The 19,409-nt window shown below is 60.1% G+C and carries 22 protein-coding genes; 6 read left to right on the top strand and 16 right to left on the bottom strand.

Features of this window, described 5'->3' with window-relative positions; genetic code table 11:
• Window positions 1-2: 2 nt before the first annotated feature.
• The 3 genes from NKF25_RS01300 to NKF25_RS01290 are packed head-to-tail and all read right to left on the bottom strand — an operon-like array spanning window position 3 to window position 2,053.
• A complete protein-coding gene (locus tag NKF25_RS01300; RefSeq protein ID WP_253224935.1) occupies window positions 3-710 on the bottom strand; it encodes an energy-coupling factor transporter transmembrane component T in 708 nt (235 codons plus the stop codon).
• Entirely contained in the window at window positions 707-1,450 is a 744-nt protein-coding gene (locus NKF25_RS01295; protein ID WP_253224934.1) for an ABC transporter ATP-binding protein, read from the bottom strand. Before NKF25_RS01295 ends, NKF25_RS01300 begins: the two co-directional genes overlap by 4 nt.
• An 18-nt stretch (window positions 1,451-1,468) precedes the next feature.
• Window positions 1,469-2,053: a biotin transporter BioY gene (locus NKF25_RS01290; protein WP_253224933.1), complete on the bottom strand. Its 585-nt coding sequence runs from the start codon at window positions 2,051-2,053 to the stop codon at window positions 1,469-1,471.
• 127 nt (window positions 2,054-2,180) lie between these two features.
• Here NKF25_RS01290 and NKF25_RS01285 point away from each other — a divergent pair, with 127 nt between their 5' ends.
• On the top strand, window positions 2,181-2,777 hold the full coding sequence (locus NKF25_RS01285) for a conditioned medium-induced protein 4 (protein WP_253224932.1): 597 nt from the start codon (window positions 2,181-2,183) through the stop codon (window positions 2,775-2,777).
• Between the two features lie 230 nt (window positions 2,778-3,007).
• Here NKF25_RS01285 and NKF25_RS01280 read toward each other — a convergent pair whose 3' ends face one another.
• Entirely contained in the window at window positions 3,008-3,226 is a 219-nt protein-coding gene (locus tag NKF25_RS01280; RefSeq protein WP_150123039.1) for an AbrB/MazE/SpoVT family DNA-binding domain-containing protein, read from the bottom strand.
• A 179-nt stretch (window positions 3,227-3,405) separates the two neighbouring features.
• Between NKF25_RS01280 and NKF25_RS01275 the strand changes: the two genes are divergently transcribed.
• The gene (locus tag NKF25_RS01275) at window positions 3,406-3,831 is read left to right on the top strand and encodes a hypothetical protein (RefSeq protein WP_253224931.1); all 426 of its coding nucleotides are present in this window, start codon (window positions 3,406-3,408) and stop codon (window positions 3,829-3,831) included.
• 68 nt (window positions 3,832-3,899) lie between these two features.
• Here NKF25_RS01275 and NKF25_RS01270 read toward each other — a convergent pair whose 3' ends face one another.
• Window positions 3,900-5,288 carry a hemolysin family protein gene (locus NKF25_RS01270; protein ID WP_253224930.1) on the bottom strand — a complete coding sequence of 463 codons (1,389 nt, stop codon included), beginning with the start codon at window positions 5,286-5,288 and terminating at the stop codon, window positions 3,900-3,902.
• A gap of 116 nt (window positions 5,289-5,404) precedes the next feature.
• Between NKF25_RS01270 and NKF25_RS01265 the strand changes: the two genes are divergently transcribed.
• Genes NKF25_RS01265 through NKF25_RS01255 form a run of 3 tightly spaced genes read left to right on the top strand, consistent with a single transcriptional unit; the run spans window position 5,405 to window position 6,845 of the window.
• Entirely contained in the window at window positions 5,405-5,674 is a 270-nt protein-coding gene (locus NKF25_RS01265) for a glutathione S-transferase N-terminal domain-containing protein (RefSeq protein ID WP_253224929.1), read from the top strand.
• Window positions 5,671-6,183: a redoxin domain-containing protein gene (locus NKF25_RS01260; protein ID WP_253225577.1), complete on the top strand. Its 513-nt coding sequence runs from the start codon at window positions 5,671-5,673 to the stop codon at window positions 6,181-6,183. Before NKF25_RS01265 ends, NKF25_RS01260 begins: the two co-directional genes overlap by 4 nt.
• A gap of 50 nt (window positions 6,184-6,233) precedes the next feature.
• Window positions 6,234-6,845, top strand: a complete 612-nt coding sequence (locus NKF25_RS01255) for an L-threonylcarbamoyladenylate synthase (RefSeq protein ID WP_253224928.1) — start codon at window positions 6,234-6,236, stop codon at window positions 6,843-6,845.
• Here the strand turns inward: NKF25_RS01255 and NKF25_RS01250 are convergent.
• The gene (locus NKF25_RS01250) at window positions 6,828-7,487 is read right to left on the bottom strand and encodes a hypothetical protein (protein ID WP_253224927.1); all 660 of its coding nucleotides are present in this window, start codon (window positions 7,485-7,487) and stop codon (window positions 6,828-6,830) included. The genes NKF25_RS01255 and NKF25_RS01250 overlap by 18 nt on opposite strands.
• 79 nt (window positions 7,488-7,566) lie before the next feature.
• Here NKF25_RS01250 and NKF25_RS01245 point away from each other — a divergent pair, with 79 nt between their 5' ends.
• Complete coding sequence (locus NKF25_RS01245) at window positions 7,567-8,226, top strand: Sjogren's syndrome/scleroderma autoantigen 1 family protein (protein ID WP_253224926.1); 660 nt, start codon at window positions 7,567-7,569, stop codon at window positions 8,224-8,226.
• Between the two features lie 38 nt (window positions 8,227-8,264).
• On the opposite strand, the gene NKF25_RS01240 is transcribed toward NKF25_RS01245, so the two are convergent.
• From NKF25_RS01240 to NKF25_RS01195, 10 genes are all read right to left on the bottom strand, one after another.
• The gene (locus NKF25_RS01240) at window positions 8,265-8,513 is read right to left on the bottom strand and encodes a hypothetical protein (protein WP_253224925.1); all 249 of its coding nucleotides are present in this window, start codon (window positions 8,511-8,513) and stop codon (window positions 8,265-8,267) included.
• A gap of 190 nt (window positions 8,514-8,703) precedes the next feature.
• Window positions 8,704-11,109, bottom strand: coding sequence for a DEAD/DEAH box helicase (locus NKF25_RS01235; protein ID WP_253224924.1), 2,406 nt, complete (start codon window positions 11,107-11,109; stop codon window positions 8,704-8,706).
• Between the two features lie 112 nt (window positions 11,110-11,221).
• The gene (locus NKF25_RS01230) at window positions 11,222-11,797 is read right to left on the bottom strand and encodes a dolichol kinase (RefSeq protein ID WP_253224923.1); all 576 of its coding nucleotides are present in this window, start codon (window positions 11,795-11,797) and stop codon (window positions 11,222-11,224) included.
• Window positions 11,798-11,799: 2 nt separating this feature from the next.
• Window positions 11,800-13,527, bottom strand: coding sequence for a glycine--tRNA ligase (gene glyS, locus NKF25_RS01225; RefSeq protein ID WP_253224922.1), 1,728 nt, complete (start codon window positions 13,525-13,527; stop codon window positions 11,800-11,802).
• Window positions 13,524-14,372 carry a CBS domain-containing protein gene (locus NKF25_RS01220; RefSeq protein WP_253224921.1) on the bottom strand — a complete coding sequence of 283 codons (849 nt, stop codon included), beginning with the start codon at window positions 14,370-14,372 and terminating at the stop codon, window positions 13,524-13,526. Before NKF25_RS01220 ends, glyS begins: the two co-directional genes overlap by 4 nt.
• Before the next feature lie 109 nt (window positions 14,373-14,481).
• Window positions 14,482-15,051: a hypothetical protein gene (locus NKF25_RS01215; RefSeq protein WP_253224920.1), complete on the bottom strand. Its 570-nt coding sequence runs from the start codon at window positions 15,049-15,051 to the stop codon at window positions 14,482-14,484.
• 37 nt (window positions 15,052-15,088) lie between these two features.
• Entirely contained in the window at window positions 15,089-15,538 is a 450-nt protein-coding gene (locus tag NKF25_RS01210) for a hypothetical protein (protein ID WP_253224919.1), read from the bottom strand.
• Window positions 15,538-16,869 (bottom strand): oligopeptide/dipeptide ABC transporter ATP-binding protein, encoded by a 1,332-nt coding sequence (locus NKF25_RS01205; protein ID WP_253224918.1) that lies wholly within the window; start codon window positions 16,867-16,869, stop codon window positions 15,538-15,540. Before NKF25_RS01205 ends, NKF25_RS01210 begins: the two co-directional genes overlap by 1 nt.
• Window positions 16,866-17,942, bottom strand: a complete 1,077-nt coding sequence (locus NKF25_RS01200; RefSeq protein WP_253224917.1) for an ABC transporter ATP-binding protein — start codon at window positions 17,940-17,942, stop codon at window positions 16,866-16,868. The genes NKF25_RS01205 and NKF25_RS01200 overlap by 4 nt, the downstream gene beginning before the upstream one ends.
• Window positions 17,942-19,408: an ABC transporter permease gene (locus NKF25_RS01195; RefSeq protein WP_253224916.1), complete on the bottom strand. Its 1,467-nt coding sequence runs from the start codon at window positions 19,406-19,408 to the stop codon at window positions 17,942-17,944. The genes NKF25_RS01200 and NKF25_RS01195 overlap by 1 nt, the downstream gene beginning before the upstream one ends.
• Between the last annotated feature and the right edge of the window lies 1 nt (window position 19,409).

The following is a 19,409-nucleotide window of genomic DNA, read 5'->3' as shown; positions in this document are numbered from 1 at the left end:
GTTTATACGAACGCCCACACGAGAAGCGATATTGTCAGCAGAATAGCGGGTAGGTCACGCCACGAAATCGCCAGACGTGGGAGCGTCGGGTTCCACGCGAAACAGCGAGCGCGGAGCGCGAGCGAGAACGTGTCGGCACGGTCGAACGCCCGAGCCAGTCCCGCCGACCCGACGAGTTCCATCCGCTCGGCGAGCGAGCGTTCGGTGCCGAGGCGAGCGGCCATCGCGTTCCGAATGGCGCGCAGGTCGGACTGTAGGACGGGGAGAAACCGGAAGACGAAGGCGACGCCCATCCCCAAAAACTGGCCGACTCGACCGGGAAGCAACCACTGTATCGCCGCGCGTGACTCCCGAACGGGCGTGGTTCGGACGAAGGCCGCGCTCACGCAGAGGACGAGCACGACGCGATAACTCGCCAATGCGGGCGCGACGGCGTCCGCCGGAACGACCCATGGCGGGCCGAGCGTGAGCGCCGCGAACGCTGGCCCGCCGAGGAGGAACGGGAACACGTACCGAAACTCGCGAAGGACCCACAGCGGGGAGGTGGAAGCGCCGAGAAGGACGACGGCAACCACGACTGTCAGAACGCCCAACCCGAGCGGCGTCGTGTGGGAGAGTGCAACGAGAGCGAATATCGTCTGAAACAGGAGTTTCACGCGCGAGTCGAGGCGTTCGGCGAACGCGCCGCTTGAACGATACACCAGTGTCATGGAGTTTCGAATCTCGTGGTGTTCGAATCATGCCGTTCGAATCGAGGCGTGTGAATGCCGAGTCGTTCGAGGTCGTCCGCAATGGTTTCGGGTGGGCCGTCAACCGCGATGGTGCCATCGTGAATCGCAACCGCGCGGTCGGCGAGCGACCAGACATCGCGCAAATCGTGCGTGACGACAATGATTCCGGTTCCGCGGTCCGAGAGGGTAGCGAGGTGGGAGACGACGGAATCACGGGCGGGACCGTCCAGTCCGGTGAACGGTTCGTCCAGCACGAGGTGGTCCGGGTCCATCGCCAGCGCACCGGCGATGGCGACGCGCTGGCATTCGCCACCCGAGAGAGTGTCGATTCGTGCATCTCGACGGTCGTCCATGCCGACCGCGGATAAGGATTCTTGGACCCGATTCTCGATTTCTTCGTGGGAGAGACCCAAATTTTCGGGACCAAAGGCCACGTCCGCGCCGACAGTTGCCGAGACAAAGGTGTCCCGTGGATGTTGAAACACCATCCCGACGCGGGTACGAGCGGCAACGAGGTCGTCCTCGACTGGCGTCTCGTCAACCAGAACGGCCCCACCATCGGGCGAGAGGAGACCGTTGAAATGACGGACGAGCGTCGTCTTGCCGCTCCCGTTCGGGCCGGAAATCACGACGAACTCGCCGTCGGGAATCGTGAGCGAGATGCCGTCGAGCGCCGCCGTGTCGCCGAATCGATGGACGAGGTTTTCGGTTGTTATCATTCGAGCGTTCTCCGGACGTTATTCGGCCGTAACGCGGTCACTCCTGACGATACCGACTGCGGCAGCGATTTTGACCGCTTCGAAGGGGATGAACGCCACAGCGGAGAGCATGAACGCATCGACGAGGCCGTAGTTGCCGTAGTAGGAGAACCCGACGGTTCCGAAAGCGTAGATGATAACAGTTCCGACGACCATACCGCTGACGAGGCGGACGATGCTCGCGGACTTGGGGTCGCGGAGCGTCAACCCGTTATGAACGATTGCGCCGATGGCGAAGGCAGCGAAAGGGTACGAGATGAGGTAGCCACCGGTCAAACCCTGGAGTTCGGCCAATCCGGCGGAGCCATTGGCGAAGACGGGCGCACCGACGACACCCGCGACGAGGTAGAGGACGAGCGATGCGGACCCCCAAAGTGGGCCGAGAAAGATTCCGGCGAGGAAAACGCCGAGCACTTGCAGGGTGATGGGAATGTTCGGTGCCAGTGGGTTCGGAAACGAAACGTACGCGAACGCACCGATGATAGCGGCGAACATCGCGGTACGGGCGATGTTCCCGACCATCTGCTCGCCGACGAGTTCGACGGATTCGGTTTCGGTCGACATGGAAGACCATCTCCGGTCAACCGGTATTAGGACTTCGGTTGACGAGCGAGTGTGTTTCAAACGACAGAGATAAATATCATACACCGCCCAACAGGTTTTTATACGATCCAAGCATCAGCTACGCGCTATGGATAAGAAGACCGAGGAACTCCGTGACATGTTCCTGAATATGACGGACGAGGCGACAGTCACGGAACGGCAGGAGGAGGCGCACGGCTCACTCAGCACGGAGGAGAAGATTCAAGAGCAGCTACTCGCCGTCGTGACGGAAATGAGGGAGCGGTACGAGTTCAACACGACGCTCGACGACGAGCAGTTGGCGACGGTCGTTCGGCGATTCTACGCGGGTGACGACGACGAGGAAATCGCCGCCGAACTCGGCGAACGAGAAGAGTCGGTGGCCCGTGCCCGGATCGATCTCCATCTGTTCACGCTCTCGGATACCGAGACTCCGTTCGAGATCGAGCGTCTCCGAATGCTCGTCGACGACGACGTTTCGACGGCCGATTGCGCAGGGGAACTCGATGTCAGCGAGGCAACCGTCCGACACTATCAGCGCGTCCTCGAAGCCAAAGACGAGGCACGAGCGGTGAACCAACAGTACACAAACGAGTTCGAGAACATATTACAGGACCGAGAGATATCCGACAGAATGACAGGAGACATTCAACAAGACGGTTTGGACGACGCGACCGACGGCATGGAAACGAACGTTTCGTTTTAATTCGATTACAGCGGTTGTTCGGTACGCTTCACAAACCGAGAGTTACCACTGTGTGAGCTGTTCCGTGGAGTTGTGCCAGTACAAAAACGTCGCGCCAACGAGCGAGAACACGAACCAGCACGCCAGTAGCATATAAACTACCTTCATTGCATTGAATGGCGACGCCCGGCTATTAACAGTTGCCATTTCGCGTCCCAGTTCAACGGTCGATTACCACCCCGATAAACTCGCTACTCCTGTTCCGGAAGCTTCGTCAGTGTAATCGAGTCGGAAGCCGCATGTATGACGACATCGTCGTCCACGCTCATGTTGACGAGCTCCATTACGTCCGGCGGAATCGTGACCACTATCGAACCACCTGATTTTCGGAGCGTTCGTATACCGAGTGGGTGTGCTTGCTCTTCCTGTTCGTCGTCGTCCAGAAATCGGAGATGCGGAATATTCACCATCGATTCACCACCTTCTCCTGTAGACGCTTGGTCAGCAAAAGTACGACGTTCGTTTACGAAATCGTACTGTGTCAGATGGAAGTAATGGGGGACAGAGCGAGTCAGAAAAGGATCTAATTTCTTAAACGGACGACGGCGCTAAATGCGAAACTCCCCTTCGTCCACACGGGGGAAATAGTATGGCAACAACAGACCGAGTAGTTGAGAGAGAAATAACGTATACGCCACGAACGTACAAGGCAGGCGGCTTCCTGCTGATGTTAGCGGGGGTTATCGGCGCGATCGTTGGACTTGGACTCCTCATCACGAGTGCGGGTATTTCGCTTCTCGGGTTGAGTGGGCTTGGTGCTGCGACTGCCGGTGGTGTCGTCCTCGTGTTCTCGGTCATCGAGTTCGCGGGTGGCGCGTCGGCGTATCGGGGTCACAACTGGTACGGTAGCATGACTGCAGGCGTGCTGGGGTTGGTGACGTTCTTCACGTTGCCACTCGACCTCATGGGGACTTTCCTCATCGCGCTCGGTGAAGGCCAGTTCGACCACGCACAGGAAGAGCAGTTGCGGGAAGAGCATGTGCGAGAAGAGGAAGAAGTAACGCCGGTCGAATAATCACCCCGTCGTTCGGACGGAGTGACATCCATTTTTTCGAGCGATCAGTAAACGGCCATCAGCGACCGCTATTCTGCACCGGATTCGACGCCTTCCTCGATGGTTTCGTCGATTGTATCGTCATCCAAGCGCGAGATGCGGGCTTTCATGATACGGGTGTTTTCGACCTGTTCGACGTGGAGGCGAACCCCGTCGTAGTCGATGTCTTCGCCTTCCTCCACGAGTCTGCCCGCCCGGTTGAAGATGAATCCGGCGATGGTCTCGAACTCCTCTCCCTCCGGCAGTTCGATTCCCATCGCCTCGTTCACTTCATCGATGTTGACCTCGCCGCGGACGATGACGGTGTCCTCGTCGATACGCTCGATCGGCTCTTCTTCCTCGCCGTCGAGGATTTCGCCGACGATCTCCTCGACCATGTCCTCCATGGTGACCAGTCCCTCCGTCGTTCCGAACTCGTCGATGACGATGACCATCTGCATCCGGTTTTCGCGCATCTCCGTCAGCAGTTCGTCCACGTTCTTGCTCTCGGGGACGTGGAGGGTCGGCTGAATCAGGTTGCTGAGTTTCAGTCCGTCCGGCGTCGTCTCGCCGTAGTTCTTCTCCCGAACGAGGTCACGAACGGTGACGATGCCGATGACGTTGTCCAGACTCCCCTCGTACACCGGAACGCGTTCGTGACCCGACTGGACGAGCGTCTCGATGGCCTCGTCAACGCTCGAATCCTGGGGAACGGCGGTCATGTCGAGGCGCGGCGTCATCACCTCCTTGGCGATGGTGTTGTTGAACCGGAAGATGCGTTGGAGCATCTCGCGTTCGTCCTCCTCGATGACACCCTCGCGCTCGCCAGTCTGAATCATGTTCTGAATCTCGTCGCGGGTCACGTACGACGTCTCGATGGCCGATTGGCCGCCCGTGACGCTGTTAATCGCTCGCGTGAGATGGTCGAAGAGGATAACGAGCGGCATGAGAAGCGTCTCGGAGTACTTGAGCGGTCGGGCGATTCTGAGCGACCACGATTCCGTGTTCTCGACGGCGTACGATTTCGGGGCGATCTCTCCGAACAACAGGACGAGCGTCGTAATGCCGAACGTGGAGACGAGGACGGCCACACCGGGGTCGAAGTAGTAGCCAACGATGACCGTCGCGATGGACGACATCGCGATGTTGACGATGTTGTTGCCGACGAGGATCGTCACGAGCAACCGATGAGGGTCGCTTTTCAGAGATTTGACTATTTTCGCACCCGGAATGCCGTCTTCGACGAGCGCATCGATGCGGTGTTTCGCGAGCGAAAACATGGCAATTTCCGAGGAGGAGAAGAACGCAGACAGTAAGAGAAGCACGAAAATGAGGACGATCCCGCCCCACCGGACGATCGGTCCGTTGGGCTGAACGTCCAGCATACTATTCAGTGGCGCAGTCTGTGAGAGGGCGATGAGTGTCGGAGAGAGTCCCATTTGATAACCCATCTTGACCGTCAGCGGGATTAACTCTTTATCCTTTTCCCTCCTAAATATCGATCGAAACTGCCGAGAACGAAGACCTTACACGTGTTTCGGCCCAATCAGGCTGTATGAGCACCGAGGCGACAAATCCGGCCATCACGCTGTATCGACTGCAGGCGTGTCCGTACTGCGAGCGCGTGGTTCGAAAACTACAGGAGTACGACCTCCCGTACCAGTCGCGATTCATCGAACCCATGCATTCGGATAGAAACGTCGTCAAGCGCATCAGCGGCAAACGAACCGTCCCGGCCATCGTGGACGTGAACACGGGCGTAACGATGAGTGAGAGCGCGAACATCGTCCAATACCTCGAAAACACCTACGGAGGAGCCGAATAATGCCTGACTTCGACGTGGTCGAACTCGGTGAAGCGGACCACCCGGAAATCGGCGAGACGGTCCCCGATTTCACCCGCCCGCTGGTCAACACGGAGTTCTGGGAGAACGCCTCCCTCTCGGATATCACGGCCGACGGACGGACGCTGCTCGTCTTCCACAGCATGGACGGCGCGTTCCCGGCGACCTACGTGTGGAACGAACTGCGTGATCGCGCGTGGGACGACACATACGACGTGCAGATCGTCGGCCTGTCGATCTCGTCGCCGTACGAGCACAAGACCCTCATCGAGGAGCGCGAAATCGAGTACAGTCTGTTCAGCGACCCCGCGAACGATGTCGCGGAAGCGTACGGCATCGTGAACGACCTGGACGGGATGGAAGGCATCAGCGAACCGCGACCGGCGATGTTCCTGTTGGACGAGGACCGCACCGTGGAGTACGCGTGGGTCGCGACCGAATGGCCCGACTTCCCGGACTACGACGAAGTCGAAAGCGCCATCGAAGGATAATCGGGAACGGACGACGCTACGCTTTTTTCGTGGAACCCACAACGTCAGGTATGAACGACGAACGAGACGACACGCACGACGACGAACTCGACAGCGCGGCGCGTGCCATTCGGGATGGCGATCTCGTGGTCTATCCCACCGAAACGGTGTACGGTCTCGCTGCCGACGCAGTGGACTCGACAGCCATCGAGCGTGTGTTCGATGCAAAGCGACGAGCGCGCGAGAAACCGATTTCGCTCGCGGTTCCGGACGTGGAGACCGCACGGGAGTACGTCCGCCCGACGACCCGCGAAGCGGCGTTCATGGACGAGTTCCTTCCCGGACCGGTGACCGTGCTCTGTGAAAAACGGGATGTCGTTCCGGACCTCCTCACAGGTGGGCGCTCCCACGTCGGGGTTCGGATTCCGGACCAACCGCTCGCGCTGGAACTGCTCCGGCGAGTCTCACCCATCACCAGCACGAGTGCCAACGTGAGTGGTCGGGGAAGCGTAACACGGCTCGACGAACTCGACGACGAGATTCGAGATGCCGCCGCAGTCGTCATTGACGGCGGTGAAACCGGCGGGACCGGAAGCACCGTGGTGAACGTCGAACGGGGGGAGATCCTCCGCCGCGGCGAAAATGCCGACGCGATCGAGGCGTGGCTAGCCGCCGAGGAGTGAGCGAAGCGTTCTGGTTTTCACCCCGCATTCGGCCCGATACTCACAGGCGTCGCATTTCGACGTGTTCGTCAGCCGCGGCGGTGGGCCGTCGATGGCGCGGGCGGTGCGAAGAACGCGCCGATAGGCCGCTTTCCGGCGCGTCGAGAGGGCGATTTCACGCACAATACCGTGTGCCGGATACTCCACGAACGCGCGTTCGATCATCCGTTCGTACTCCCACGAGAGCGCCTTCGCGGCGGCGACGACTCGGACGCTCTGTGGCTCCCAAATACCCGTTTCGGGCGGGGTTCCGGTGAAGATCATCGACGGAACTGGCGGGTCGCCGTCGAGGACTTTGTGGACGATTCCGCGACAATCCTTTCCCTCGACGGGTCGGTTGCGTTCCGATGGGTCGGCGAGGATTTCCCAGTCTTCGAGGTGTGTTGCGCGTTCGAGATTTTCCCGGAACTGGGCGGGTGAGACTTCTAACGGGAGGTCTGCGAGTTCGGAAGTGGGCGCATCGACCAATCGGTCGTACTGATATGCGAGTTCACGTCGTTCAGTGACGATATCCGGGACGGTGATGTCGTCCGTCCGTCGATAGTAGAGTTTTCGCGGGCAGTACGTAGCGGCTTCCAGGTCGCTGAATGGAACCTTCGACACGGCGGTTCTGGCCCCGGTTTCGTATATAAACCTCGGGGTGAGGGAAAGGGGCAAGAGTTTGGAGGGTCTTGGTTCGTTCATGAGTGACTTCGATAAGGAAGCGGAGCGAGAGAAACTCCGCCAGCAGTACGAAAACGATAGGAAGGAGCGAAAGTCGACCCAGCGGATGAGCGAACTGCTGTTGCAAGGTGCGACGATGACGGGAAAGCACTGCGACACCTGTGGTGATCCCATTTTCCGCTACGACGGAAACGAGTTCTGTTCGACGTGCCAGCAGGCAGCGTCCGAATCGGCAGGGGAAAACGAGGAAACGACCGCGGATGACTCAGCCGTCGAGACCACGAGCCAGAACGTGAGCGAAATCGAAGCCGAATCGGCGGAACCAGACCAGCCACAACAGCAGGGTCAACCGGAGAATCAACCGCCGCATCCGACCCCACAGCGACCACCGTCTCAGCAACCGCCGACGCACCGAGCGCGACGTGCGCCGCCGAGTCAAGCGAGCGGAAACGAGGTGGACGAACGGCCGCGGCAACCCGAGCCACGAACATCAGGACGAACGCAGGCGACGGGTGAAGCGGGAGACCTCACCGAGGCACGGAACGCGTTGGTTCGAAAACTGACGACCCTCACGAGGGAGGCCGAAAGCACGAACGATGTAGGCTACTCGCGTGAACTGCTGGCCGCAACGCGAGAAGCGGCGGAGGCGCTCGCTGCGCTCGACCGGGCGAATCGATAAGTCGAACCAAAAAGCGTCGAGGCGAACGATTTTCTCAACTATCGTTCCACAGCGAACAGGAGTTGGTGCTCCGTACTGTCGACTTCCTGCACGAAGTCGAATCGCGTGACGTCCAAGGCGTATCCGAGGTCGAGGTCGAAATCCGAGTTCCTGAGTGAGTGCTCGTCCGCTACGTCGTGCTGTGGGTCGCCGTAGAGTTCCTGCTCGCTCGTCGAGCGGCTAATTTCGTGTTGCGGTTTTCCGTACCGCTTTTGGGCCTCCCACTCCTCCTCGTCATACTCCCTCATGGGACGGGGTAACATAGTTTACTCTCTACCGGGTAAATGGCGGTGATAGATTAAAGCGTAGTGACTGTTCAGGACGTTTATCCACGTTCATTCGTCCCATACGAGCGGGAAATGACCGGATTTAGGCCGTGCTGGCCGACTGTACGGATGTGGTCGGTGGACACCACTGCTGTCGGGTGGTAACCACCGGTTACGGGTCGTACGCCTCGGCCACGACCTCACGGATTCGGTCGGCGGTTATCTCGCCGACGCCCTGTGTCTCCATAAGCTCGCCTTTCGAAGCGGTCATGACCGCTTGTACCGACCCGAACGCTTCCAGCAAAGCACGAGCAGTGACTGGACCGATGTCCGCGATGGAGGCGACAACGTACTCCTGTTGTTCGGAAAGCGTCTTCGAGTGTTTGTCACCGTGCACCGAAACCTCACGCTGTGCGACCTCCTGCTCTCGCGTGGCGATGACTTCGAGCAAATCCGTCGTGTCCTTCTCGTCTTCGGTTCGGAGGACGCTCGCGCCGAAGTCGACTGCAAGCGAAGCGATTGCACCGCGAACCGCGTTCGGGTGGACGTTACGCTGTTCGTAGAGATCCTCGCCTTCGATGATGACGACGGGGCGGGCGTAGTGGCGGTTCATGTCCCCGACTTGCTCGAACATCGAGCGGTCGCTTCCGACGAGCGTATCAAGGAAGTCGCTCACCGATTTGCGCTCGACTGCGACCCGGTCGCTCAGAACGTAGTCACCGACGGCAAGCGTTTCGAGGCGAACGTCCACGCCGTCCCGCGCGGAGAGGTCACGGGCGATGTTCGCGTCGAGTTCGCGCTGATCGGCGACGATTTCGACGTTGTCGGAGTTGTCGCGTTTGCGTGCCGTCGCCACGACGCCGTCGGGGTCGGTTTCGGCGTCCGCGCTATCGTCGGTGTCGGCGTTTTTCTCCCCCGTGTCGTCCGCCGACTTCGTATCGAACTCCTGTAGTCCGTGGCTCACTTCCCTCGCCCCGTCCTCGTCGCCGCCGAACGACCCGAGCGTCTGCTGTGAGTCGTCCAGTTCCTCCTCGACTTCCTTGGCGACGCCCTTGAGTTTCCGCAGTTCGGCTTCCATCTCGTCCTCCCGACGCTTGGAGATCCAGAAGTACGCCTCGTCGCGAGTGTCCTCTGCGAGCAGGACGACGACTTGTCCCTGTGCCTGCCGACCTGTCCGTCCTTTGCGCTGGATGGAACGCACCGCGGTCGGGACGGGTTCGTAAAACAGCACCAGATCCACTTCCGGCACGTCCAGACCTTCCTCCGCGACGGACGTCGAGACGAGCACTTCGAACTCGCCAGCCCGGAAGTTGTCGAGCGCCTCTTGCTGTTCCTTCTGGGTCATTCCGTCGCTTCCGTCCTTGTCTCCCTGTCCGACGAACCGCCGGGCGTCGAAGTTTTCGTTGAAGAATTCCGTCAGCGTCTCGGCCGTATCGCGCGATTCGGTGAAGACGATGATCCGCTGGCCGCCATCCACGAGCGTCTGGGCGAGGTAGGTGTGTGCCTTGCGGAACTTGGGATGTCGGTCGTCGTACTGGGTCGCCTTCCGCATCGCCTCCTGTACCTTGGGGTCGGAGACGAACCGCTGGCTCGCCTTCGACGCACCGGATGAGCGGGCGGCGTTGCGTTGGCGTTCGAAATACCGGCGGAGGGATTCGACGCTCTGGGTCTCCGCGAGTTCGACCGCGCGGCGGAGTTTCATCACCTCCGCGTGTGCGGACATGCCCTTGTACCCCTCCGACTGGTCGTTGTTGATGAGTTTCTGCAACTCGCCGCGAACCTTGTTCAGGTCCTTTTGGGACACGTCAGGTCGCGTCGTGTTGATGACGCCGAGAGTTTTCAGGCGTTCCAACCGGTCCTTGATGACCTCGTTCAGCGCATCCCGGATTTCGATGATGTTGTCGGGGAGTTGTACGCGGACCCATTCCACGTCCGTGTCGTGGGTGTACGTCGAAACGTCGCTGTCGTCCTCAGTCATCACCTCGACTTCATGCAGGCCGAGGTTTTCACACACCTCCATGATCGACTCCTTGTCGCCGCCTGGCGATGCGCTCATCCCGGTAACGAGCGGGTCGTGTGCGTCCGAGTGGTAGCGCTCGGCAATGTAGTTGTACGCGTAGTCGCCGGTCGCGCGATGACACTCGTCGAAGGTGATGTGAGTCACCGGACCGAGGTCGATTCGCCCGCCGACGATGTCGTTCTCCACGACCTGTGGCGTGGCGATGATGACTTTCGCCGACTTCCACAACTTCGAGCGCTCGTCCGGGCGGACCTCGCCGGTGAACACGACGATGTCCTCGTCGGGTATCGAGAGGGCTTGCCGATAGAAATCCGCGTGCTGGTTCACCAGCGGTTTCGTCGGCGCGAGGAAGAGGGACTTGCCACCCACCTCGTTGAACCGCTCCGCCGTGACGAGTAGGCTAACCGTCGTCTTTCCCAACCCTGTCGGGAGACAGACGAGCGTGTGATCGTTGCGTGCGGTTCCGGCGAGTTGAATCTGGTAGAGTCGCCGCTCGATGAACGAGGGAGCGAGATAGGGGTGTTCCACGTAGTTCTGTTCCGTGTCCGTGGTCGCCATTCGTCGTGAGTTTGGTCGTCATTCGGTTAAAGGGTTCGTGTAGCGAGGTGAAAGTGGTCGGCGAAGGTTTATACGGGAAGACGGAACCACGACGACCCGAGAGGTGAGAGAATTAGAACAGCATCGGCAGATATCGAAGCGCGATGAAGATGGCCACGGCGGCACCGAGCGGAATGGTGAGGTTGTCGTCGATAACGTAGCCCGCGATGACGGGTTTCACGCCGTCCGCGAGGGTCGCCGCGATTGCGCCGAGTACGGCGGCGGGGAACGGCAGTCCGAGGACGGACGCGATGAGGAGACAGACGGCAAACGTGACGAGAAGGGTGTGAGCCGCTTTGATTCCCAGTTCACCGGATCCGATAAGGCCGCTGATAGGATCCGCGATGGTCAGCATGAGCATCGCCGGGATGGCGATTCGGGGTTCGAACACCAACGCAGTCGCCGTCATTCCGAAGAAGTACAGCGCGTACCCCGCGAGGTTGTCCTGTTCGTACGAACGCGTGAGTTCGTCGTAAATCTGCCAGTCGAGACCGACGAACAAGCGAAGGATTTCGAGGACGAGCGCGACACCCGAACCGACGAGGAGAAGCCAGCGCAGTTGCTGCCACGTCAGCAGGCCCAACAAGTACAGCGCCGGGAGTCCGGTTCCGCTGACGTGTACCAGTCTGCGCTTGACTTCGCCCGACACGGTTAGAGGTCCGAGAAGGCGCGGTCACCGCTCCGGAGTTCAGCGAGGAGATCCGGAAGGTCGGAGACGGCAACGCGGACCTGTTCGGTCGAATCCCGTTCACGGAGGGTCACGGTGCCGTCTTCCAACCCTTCGTAATCGACCGTCACACAGAACGGCGTGCCGACTTCGTCTTGTCGGCGATACCGACGGCCGATGTTACCCGAATCGTCGTAGGTAGCGTCGAAGCCGTGCGTTCTGAGTTCGGTCGCGATTTCCCGAGCCTGCTCGCCCATACCGTCCTTGTCCATGAGCGGGAAGACGCCGACCGTCGTCGGCGCGAGTTCGGGTTCGAGGGCCAACCGTGTTCGCGTCTCGCCTTCGATCTCGTCCGTCTGGTACGCGTGGTCGAGGACGGTGTAGAGCACACGACCGATACCGATGGACGGTTCGACGACGTGCGGCGTGATGTGCTCGCCGGATTCCTTGACTTCGTCGACGCTGAATCCGGTTTTCTCGACCGGAACCGTGTAGGAGTCGCCGTCGGCTTCGACGGTTACCTCGTCGCCGTCGAACGCGGTGCGGTCGCGTTCCGCGAGGGTCTGGAGCGCCTCGGCGATGTCGGCGGCCGCCCCGCCGAATTCGGGACCGAGATAACTCATATCGGGGTCGACGGTCGCACGTTCGACCACTTTCGGTTCGTCGTACTGCCGGAAGAGGGTGAAGTCCTCGTCGGAGTAGGTGTCGTGTTTCGAGAGGTCGTAGTCGCTCCGGTAGGAGTAGCCGGTTATCTCCACCCAGTCGCCGTCGATTTCCGCTTCGGCGTCCCAACAGTCGCTCGAATAGTGTGCCCGTTCGCCTTCGAGGTGTTGGCGGAACCGGAAGCGGTCCATGTCCACGCCGATTCGCTCGTACCACTCTTGGCCGACGCCGAGGTAGTAGGCGATCCAGTCGCTGGCGATGATACCCTCGTCGACCGCCTCGCCGATGGTCGTGTAGATGTACTCGCCTTCGTCGGCGTTCTGCTCGACGGCGGAGTACAGCGTCACCTCGATGTCCTCGACCAGATGGAGCGGCGGTTCGTCGGTTTCGGGGTCGATGAAGTGTTCGAGTTCGGCTTGCGTGAACTCACGGACCCGAATGATGGATTTCCGGGGGCTGATTTCGTTCCGGTACGCCTTCCCAATCTGGGAGATACCGAACGGGAGGCTGTTGCGGGCGTACTCCTTGAGCCGCGGAAATTCCACGAAGATACCCTGTGCCGTCTCCGGGCGCAGGTAGCCAGGTTGGCCCGAACCGGGGCCGATGTCCGTCTCGAACATGAGGTTGAAATCCTCGACCGGTTCGCCCGCGAGCGGGGTATCACAGGTCGGACAGTGGAGGTCGTTGTCGGCGATGAGTTCGCCGACCTCTTCGAGCGGCAGGGCTTCCGCGTCCTCGATGTCCGTGTTGTCCTCGATGAGGTGGTCGGCGCGGTGGCTCTCGCCACACTCCGGGCACTCGACCAGCATGTCGTCGAAGCCGTCGAGATGGCCCGATGCCTCGAAGACGGGTTCGGGCATGATCGTCGGCGCTTCGATTTCGCGGTGGCCCTCCTGTACCTGAAAGCGGTCACGCCACGAGTCCTCGATGTTTCGTTTGAGTGCCGCGCCCTGCGGACCGTAGACGTAGAATCCCGATACACCGCCGTAGGCTTCCGACGATTGGAAGAAGAACCCACGCCGTTTGGCGAGTTCTACCAGATCCGTCATTTTAGCGCCTCCAACAAGTTCACGTCTCGGACGATACCGATGAGTTGGTCACCGCTGACGAGCGGGACCTGTTCGATATCGTTCGTGAGCATCGTCTGGGCGACCTCTCGCGCTTTCTTGTGCTTCGAGACCGTCACCACGTCCTCCGTCATGAACTCGCTGACGGGTGCGGACGGGATTTGGACGTTTCGCGTCGGGATGTAGCTGTTTCCGACCGATTTGATTCCTTCCCACATCCACGCGTCGTCCTCGTTCGCGATACTGCCGCCGGTGTCGTCCTCACCTTCGACCACGCGCGCGACTTCGATGATATCGACTTCGGTGAGGATACCGTCCATATCACCTTCTTCGTTGAGCGTGACCGCATAGGGCACGTTCGCGTAGTAGATTTCGCGTTCGGCGACCGTCAGCGGCGTCTCGACGTAGCAGGTGTTCACGTCAGGGCTCGCCAGTTCGCCGACTTCCGTATCGCCGTTGGCTTCGCTCTCGGCGATGGCTCGGACGACGTCGGTGACGGTGACGATTCCTTCGAGTTCGCCGTCCACGACTGGGACACGTCGGGTTTGTTCCTCCAACATCAGGGCGGCAACGTCCTCGATGGACGCGTCCTGTGTCGTTGTCGCGACATCCCGCATCAGGATGGCGAGTTGGTCTTCGTCAGGATTCTCGATGAGGACATCGCGCGATATGAGGCCACGGTACTGTTCGCCGTCATCCGTCTGTTTAACGACAGGGACGGAGGAAAACGACAGTTCCTGCAAGTAATCGAGCACGTCGTCGCGTGTGCCCGGAAGCTCGACAGTAACCACATCAGACCTGGGAGTCATCGCTTCGGCAACGTTCATACGCGCCGGATACGGTTTCACCCTTCTTGTACCCTACGAAGCGTGAGGGGTGAAATTCGGACTGAGACTCCGAAACCGGGACTTCAGCACCGGAAAAACGAGGCGGGAGCTATTCTTCGTGGTGATCGCCGACCGGCGACTCGACGACGTAGTTCTCGTACTTCTCCGGGTTCGGGAAGAACTTGGTGTAATCGTCGTGGCGGAACGTCCCGTGGACGGTACCGTCCAACGTCTGGACGTAGCTGAACATCTCGTCCTCGTTCATGGCGTTTTTCACCAAGCCGGGTGCGTGCATCATCTCGTAGGTTCCGGCGAGAAGGATCACCGTTTCGGTGTCGGGGTCGAGAAACTGTGTGAGCATGAACACACGCGAACTGACCTCCTTGCGGAAGACTCGATATTGTGGGAACGTCCCCGCTTCGACCGCCTCGCGGAGGTCGTCAGCATAGTTGTCCGGAATGACGTAGACGAACCCGAACCGGTCGGTGTCGCCAGCGTCCTTGTTTTCCGGGGCCGTATGAGTTGCAGCCACTTCGACGACGTTCCACCCGTCGGATTCGAGTTCGTCCGCCATCGCGTTCATGTCTTCGAGCGTCATCCCCCATGCGTCCTTCTCCGCGTCGGCGTTGGCCGCGATACGCTCGGCATAGTTTCCGCCTTCGTCACCGGTCTCTGGCATACAGCCATGTCAGGTTCCGAAACGGTAAAAACTGTTGTTACACGCCAACGCCGAAGACGGCTTCCATGAGAAACGACGCGAGGAGAACGAAAAGGCTGGCGATGAACAACTTCGCACCGGGTGAGAGGCGTTCCTCGGGCGGGATGGAGTACTGCGGGAGCGGCGGGACCCGCTGTACCGCCGACTGAAATCGGGTCTCCTCACGCGCACCGATGGCCTCACCGGTCTCCGTGTTCCGATCGACGTCGACGCGTCCCTCCGACCGGTCTACCTTCCACCGACGGGAGGGATAGAGCGCGAACGTGCCGTATCCGAACAGCAAGATACCGACGAGAAACAGGAAGTACTTCACGCCGACGAGATCGCTACCGAGCGTGAAACAGACGACAGCGCCGATAAAGAAGACCAACCCAGTCACCACGATCGCGTAGACGAGCGCGTCGATCGCCTGTCGAAACCGCCGAGGGGACTGGTCTGGTTCGGCCATTACCGCATCGTGTAGGGCGTGAATTCGTCCGGCTCCTCGTACGATTCGAGATGACGGTGACAGTGGCTGAAGCGACCGGAGTCGCTCACGACGTTGTCGCTGGGCGAGTCCGAGTCACAGACGCTTCCGAACACGTCGCGGAGATACTCGCGCGCTTGCTCTTCGTCGTTGTTCTCGATGTAGCCCGACGCTTCGTCGATGTGCTGTTGGACTTTCTGCGGCACTTCCACATCGGTGAACAACTCCTGTTGGATCTCACTGATGTCGGAGAACCGAGTATCCATGCCGAGAATCTCCTTCACCTGATCGGTCATCGAACGTTCGGCGCGGGAACGTTCGCGAACGACTTCGCGGAAGATTTCGATGTTGACCCAGAGGTCGTCGTCCATGTCTTGGAACTCCTCCGGTCGAATCTTCATCGGACAGCGTGTACTGAACGGACAGCCTTTCGGGGGGTCACGCGGACTCGGTGGAGTCCCGCGAAGCGTGACTCGCTCACCGCGGGCCGTCGGGTCCGGGTCCGGAATCGCCGAGAGGAGCGAAATCGTGTACGGGTTTTTCGGGTTCTCGAACAACTCCTCCGTCGGTCCGAGTTCCATTATGTGACCGAGATACATCACGGCGACACGGTCACAGATGTGCCGAACCACGGAGAGGTCGTGGGCGATGAACAGATACGTCAGGCCGAACTCGTCCTGCAGGTCTTCGAGCAGGTTGAGGATTTGTGCCTGCACGGAGACGTCCAGCGCCGAGACGGGTTCGTCCAGCACGATGAACTCCGGTTCGAGCGCGAGCGCGCGGGCGATGCCGACACGCTGGCGCTGGCCGCCCGAGAACTGGTGCGGGTAGCGGTAGTAGTGTTCGGGTTGGAGTCCGACGACGTCCAGTAGTTCACGGACGTGTTCCCGACGCTCCCGCGGCGTCTTCCAATCGTGAACGTCGAGCGGTTCGCGGATGATTTCGCCGACCGTCATCCGGTCGTTGAGGCTGGACTCGGGGTCCTGAAAGACCATCTGGCTGTTTCGTCGCCAGTTTTTGAGGTCTTTGCCCGACAGTTGGGTGATGTCGGTGCCGTCGAACAGCACTTCGCCGGACGTCGCTTCCTCCAGTTGGATGAGCGTCCGGCCGAGCGTCGATTTTCCACAGCCGGATTCGCCGACCAACCCGAGCGTTTCGCCGCGTTGAATATCGACAGAGACACCGTCAACAGCTTTGACGGGAGTCGAGTCGATGAGACCACCCTCGCCGTAGTAGGTTTTCAGCTCGTTGATTTCCACGAGCGTTTCGCCTGTCTCGACCGACGGGGATTTGCTCTTCTGTACTTCGCTCATAGTTTGTCCTCACTTTCGGTTGCCATATTGCGATGCACGTCGATGGCTTCTGATTGTGACACGTCTTCGGGATACAGGAGACACGCCGCAGTGTGCCTGTCCGCGTTCTCGTTGACTTCGACCGGGACCGGGTGAACCGAATCGCACGAGTCGAACGCCTCGGGACATCGAGGCGCGAATCGACAGTACGTGGCGGGTTCGTTCGGCGTCGGAACGTCACCCTCGATGGTGACGAGGCGGTCCGATTCGGGGGCGTTGCCCGGGATGCTTCGCAGCAGACCACGGGTGTACGGGTGTCGTGGGTTCTCGAACAGTTCCACGACGGGCGCACTTTCGATGATTTCGCCCGCGTACATGACGTTCACGCGGTCGGCGATTTCCGCGATGACGCCCATGTCGTGCGTGATGAACATGATCGCGAGGTCGCGTTCCTCCTGGAGTTCATCCAGCAGTTCGAGGATTTGGGCCTGAATCGTCACGTCGAGCGCCGTCGTTGGCTCGTCACAGATGAGCAGTTCGGGGTCACACGCGAGCGCCATGGCGATGACCGCCCGCTGACGCATCCCGCCGGAGAACTCGTGTGGGTACTCCTTGATGCGGCGACCGGCGTCGGGGATACCGACCGCTTCGAGGAGGTTGATCGCCTCCTTGGTTGCCGCAGTTCCGGTCATATCTTGATGGAGACGAAGTGCCTCCTTGATCTGGTTCCCGACGCTGTAGACGGGGTTCAGGCTCGTCAGTGGGTCCTGGAACACCATCGCGATGTCACCGCCGCGAATCTGTCGGTACTCCTTTTCGGATTTACCCGTCAGTTCCTCGTCCTTGAAACGGATGCTACCGTCGAGGATGCGTCCGGGCGATTTGATGAGGCCCATGATGGAGCGTGCGGTGACGCTCTTTCCGGACCCGGATTCGCCGACGATACCGACCGTCTCTCCAGGTCTGATGTCGAACGAAACGCCGTCACAGGCGCGGATGACCTCTTTGTCGGTGAAGAAGGCCGTCTGAAGGTTTTCGACCGACAGAATCGGCTCCCTGTCGGCGATGGACGTGGGTTGGTGGCTCGACGCCATTATGCACCACTCCCTCCTGTCGCGGCGACTTCAGCACCGCCGTCGTCACCCGTTTCGCTCTGTGGGTCGACCGCGTCACGGATACCGTCACCGAGCGCGTTGAACGCGGTGACGATGAGCACGATGAGTATACCCGGAATGAGCGAGATGTGCCACGAGGCGGTCGTCGTGTAGGTCTGTCCGACGCTTATTGCACGACCCCATTCCGGCGTCGGTGCGTTGATACCGAGACCGAGGAACGACAGCGCTGCGACGGAGATGATGATACCGCCGAGCGTCATCGAGGAGTAGACGAGCAGATACCCGAGGATGTACGGAGCCATGTGCTTCTTCATGGTCGTAACCGGGCTCTGTCCGAAGCTCTTTGCAGCGTCGATCCACTCCTGTTCGGATACCTGCATCGCGGGGCCACGCACTGCACGCCAGAGGAACGGCCAGCCAGTTGCGGCGAACAGCAGTGCGAACAACAGGCCGCCGTTGTAAATCTTCCCGAGCCACGTACCCTTCAGCACGTACGAGAGCAGGATGAGGAGTAGCAGGCGCGGAATCGACATTACCGAGTCACCGACGACGACGACCAAGAGATCGACGGCACCCTTGTAGTACGCCGTCAGGAGCGCGAACGCCGTTGCGATGAAACCGCTCACGATAATGGACGTGAGACCGATGAACAGCGAGACGCGAGCGCCGTGCATCATGAAGGTAAATAAGTCCTTACCGGTCGGTAACGTGCCGAACGGATGATATCGACCGTAGTCGTCGTAGGTCATCGGACCGACGTTTCCGCTTGAACCTTCCGATTGGGAACCCGAGTTGGCGTCACCGACGAGGGCTTCCTTGACCTGATTGGAATCCTTGTCGAGGTATTTGATCTGGTGGGAGTACGGATCCTGGATGTTACGTTCGAGGGTCGTCGGCCCGAGTGCGGGCGCGAAAATCGCCATCACGACGAACATGAAGACGACGACGAACCCGAACAGTCCCCACGTGTGGTTGCGGAACCGGTTGATCATGTCGTCACGGGGCGTCCAGTCGGCGTATCGATAGTGCTCTCGGAACGTGAGATAGCCGCGCCAAATCCAGTACAGGAATGCGAGCGAGTAGGCGTAAATGAGGACGACGCGGATGGCCCAGACGACTGCCGGGGACAATCCGAGAAACGTCCCTTTCCACCCACCGGACGGCGATTGCCATCCGGTGTTGTCGAAGATGCTCCTCGATAGCAGCGTCGGCAAGTCCGACAGTGCGTCACCGAAGGTCGCAAACGGTGCGGCGATCGGTTTGAGGAACGCCAGTTTATTGACAAACGTGCTCCACGGAACTGCCATTATCATGCCCCACAGCGCACCGAATTCGAGTGCGAGGAGCACGAGGAATCCGGCGAACCAGAGGGCCGCCGGTCGTGGGTTGTCTGCGATACGTTCGCGGAGGGATTTTTCCTCTCGAATAGCGGAATTGGTACTCATG

The organism is Haladaptatus sp. AB643, assembly GCF_024136975.1.
In the GTDB taxonomy this organism is placed as follows: domain Archaea; phylum Halobacteriota; class Halobacteria; order Halobacteriales; family Haladaptataceae; genus Haladaptatus.
Note: the sequence above shows the minus strand (reverse complement) of the source record. Positions and strands in the feature narration are given on the sequence as shown.

Excerpts from the sequence above, each read along its gene's own strand:
- NKF25_RS01300 (WP_253224935.1), bottom strand. The coding sequence starts at position 710 with ATGACACTGGTGTATCGTTCAAGCGGCGCGTTCGCCGAACGCCTCGAC.
- NKF25_RS01295 (WP_253224934.1), bottom strand. The coding sequence starts at position 1,450 with ATGATAACAACCGAAAACCTCGTCCATCGATTCGGCGACACGGCGGCG.
- NKF25_RS01290 (WP_253224933.1), bottom strand. The coding sequence starts at position 2,053 with ATGTCGACCGAAACCGAATCCGTCGAACTCGTCGGCGAGCAGATGGTC.
- NKF25_RS01285 (WP_253224932.1), top strand. The coding sequence starts at position 2,181 with ATGGATAAGAAGACCGAGGAACTCCGTGACATGTTCCTGAATATGACG.
- NKF25_RS01280 (WP_150123039.1), bottom strand. The coding sequence starts at position 3,226 with ATGGTGAATATTCCGCATCTCCGATTTCTGGACGACGACGAACAGGAA.
- NKF25_RS01275 (WP_253224931.1), top strand. The coding sequence starts at position 3,406 with ATGGCAACAACAGACCGAGTAGTTGAGAGAGAAATAACGTATACGCCA.
- NKF25_RS01270 (WP_253224930.1), bottom strand. The coding sequence starts at position 5,288 with ATGGGACTCTCTCCGACACTCATCGCCCTCTCACAGACTGCGCCACTG.
- NKF25_RS01265 (WP_253224929.1), top strand. The coding sequence starts at position 5,405 with ATGAGCACCGAGGCGACAAATCCGGCCATCACGCTGTATCGACTGCAG.
- NKF25_RS01255 (WP_253224928.1), top strand. The coding sequence starts at position 6,234 with ATGAACGACGAACGAGACGACACGCACGACGACGAACTCGACAGCGCG.
- NKF25_RS01245 (WP_253224926.1), top strand. The coding sequence starts at position 7,567 with ATGAGTGACTTCGATAAGGAAGCGGAGCGAGAGAAACTCCGCCAGCAG.
- NKF25_RS01240 (WP_253224925.1), bottom strand. The coding sequence starts at position 8,513 with ATGAGGGAGTATGACGAGGAGGAGTGGGAGGCCCAAAAGCGGTACGGA.
- NKF25_RS01235 (WP_253224924.1), bottom strand. The coding sequence starts at position 11,109 with ATGGCGACCACGGACACGGAACAGAACTACGTGGAACACCCCTATCTC.
- glyS (WP_253224922.1), bottom strand. The coding sequence starts at position 13,527 with ATGACGGATCTGGTAGAACTCGCCAAACGGCGTGGGTTCTTCTTCCAA.
- NKF25_RS01220 (WP_253224921.1), bottom strand. The coding sequence starts at position 14,372 with ATGAACGTTGCCGAAGCGATGACTCCCAGGTCTGATGTGGTTACTGTC.
- NKF25_RS01215 (WP_253224920.1), bottom strand. The coding sequence starts at position 15,051 with ATGCCAGAGACCGGTGACGAAGGCGGAAACTATGCCGAGCGTATCGCG.
- NKF25_RS01210 (WP_253224919.1), bottom strand. The coding sequence starts at position 15,538 with ATGGCCGAACCAGACCAGTCCCCTCGGCGGTTTCGACAGGCGATCGAC.
- NKF25_RS01205 (WP_253224918.1), bottom strand. The coding sequence starts at position 16,869 with ATGAGCGAAGTACAGAAGAGCAAATCCCCGTCGGTCGAGACAGGCGAA.
- NKF25_RS01200 (WP_253224917.1), bottom strand. The coding sequence starts at position 17,942 with ATGGCGTCGAGCCACCAACCCACGTCCATCGCCGACAGGGAGCCGATT.
- NKF25_RS01195 (WP_253224916.1), bottom strand. The coding sequence starts at position 19,408 with ATGAGTACCAATTCCGCTATTCGAGAGGAAAAATCCCTCCGCGAACGT.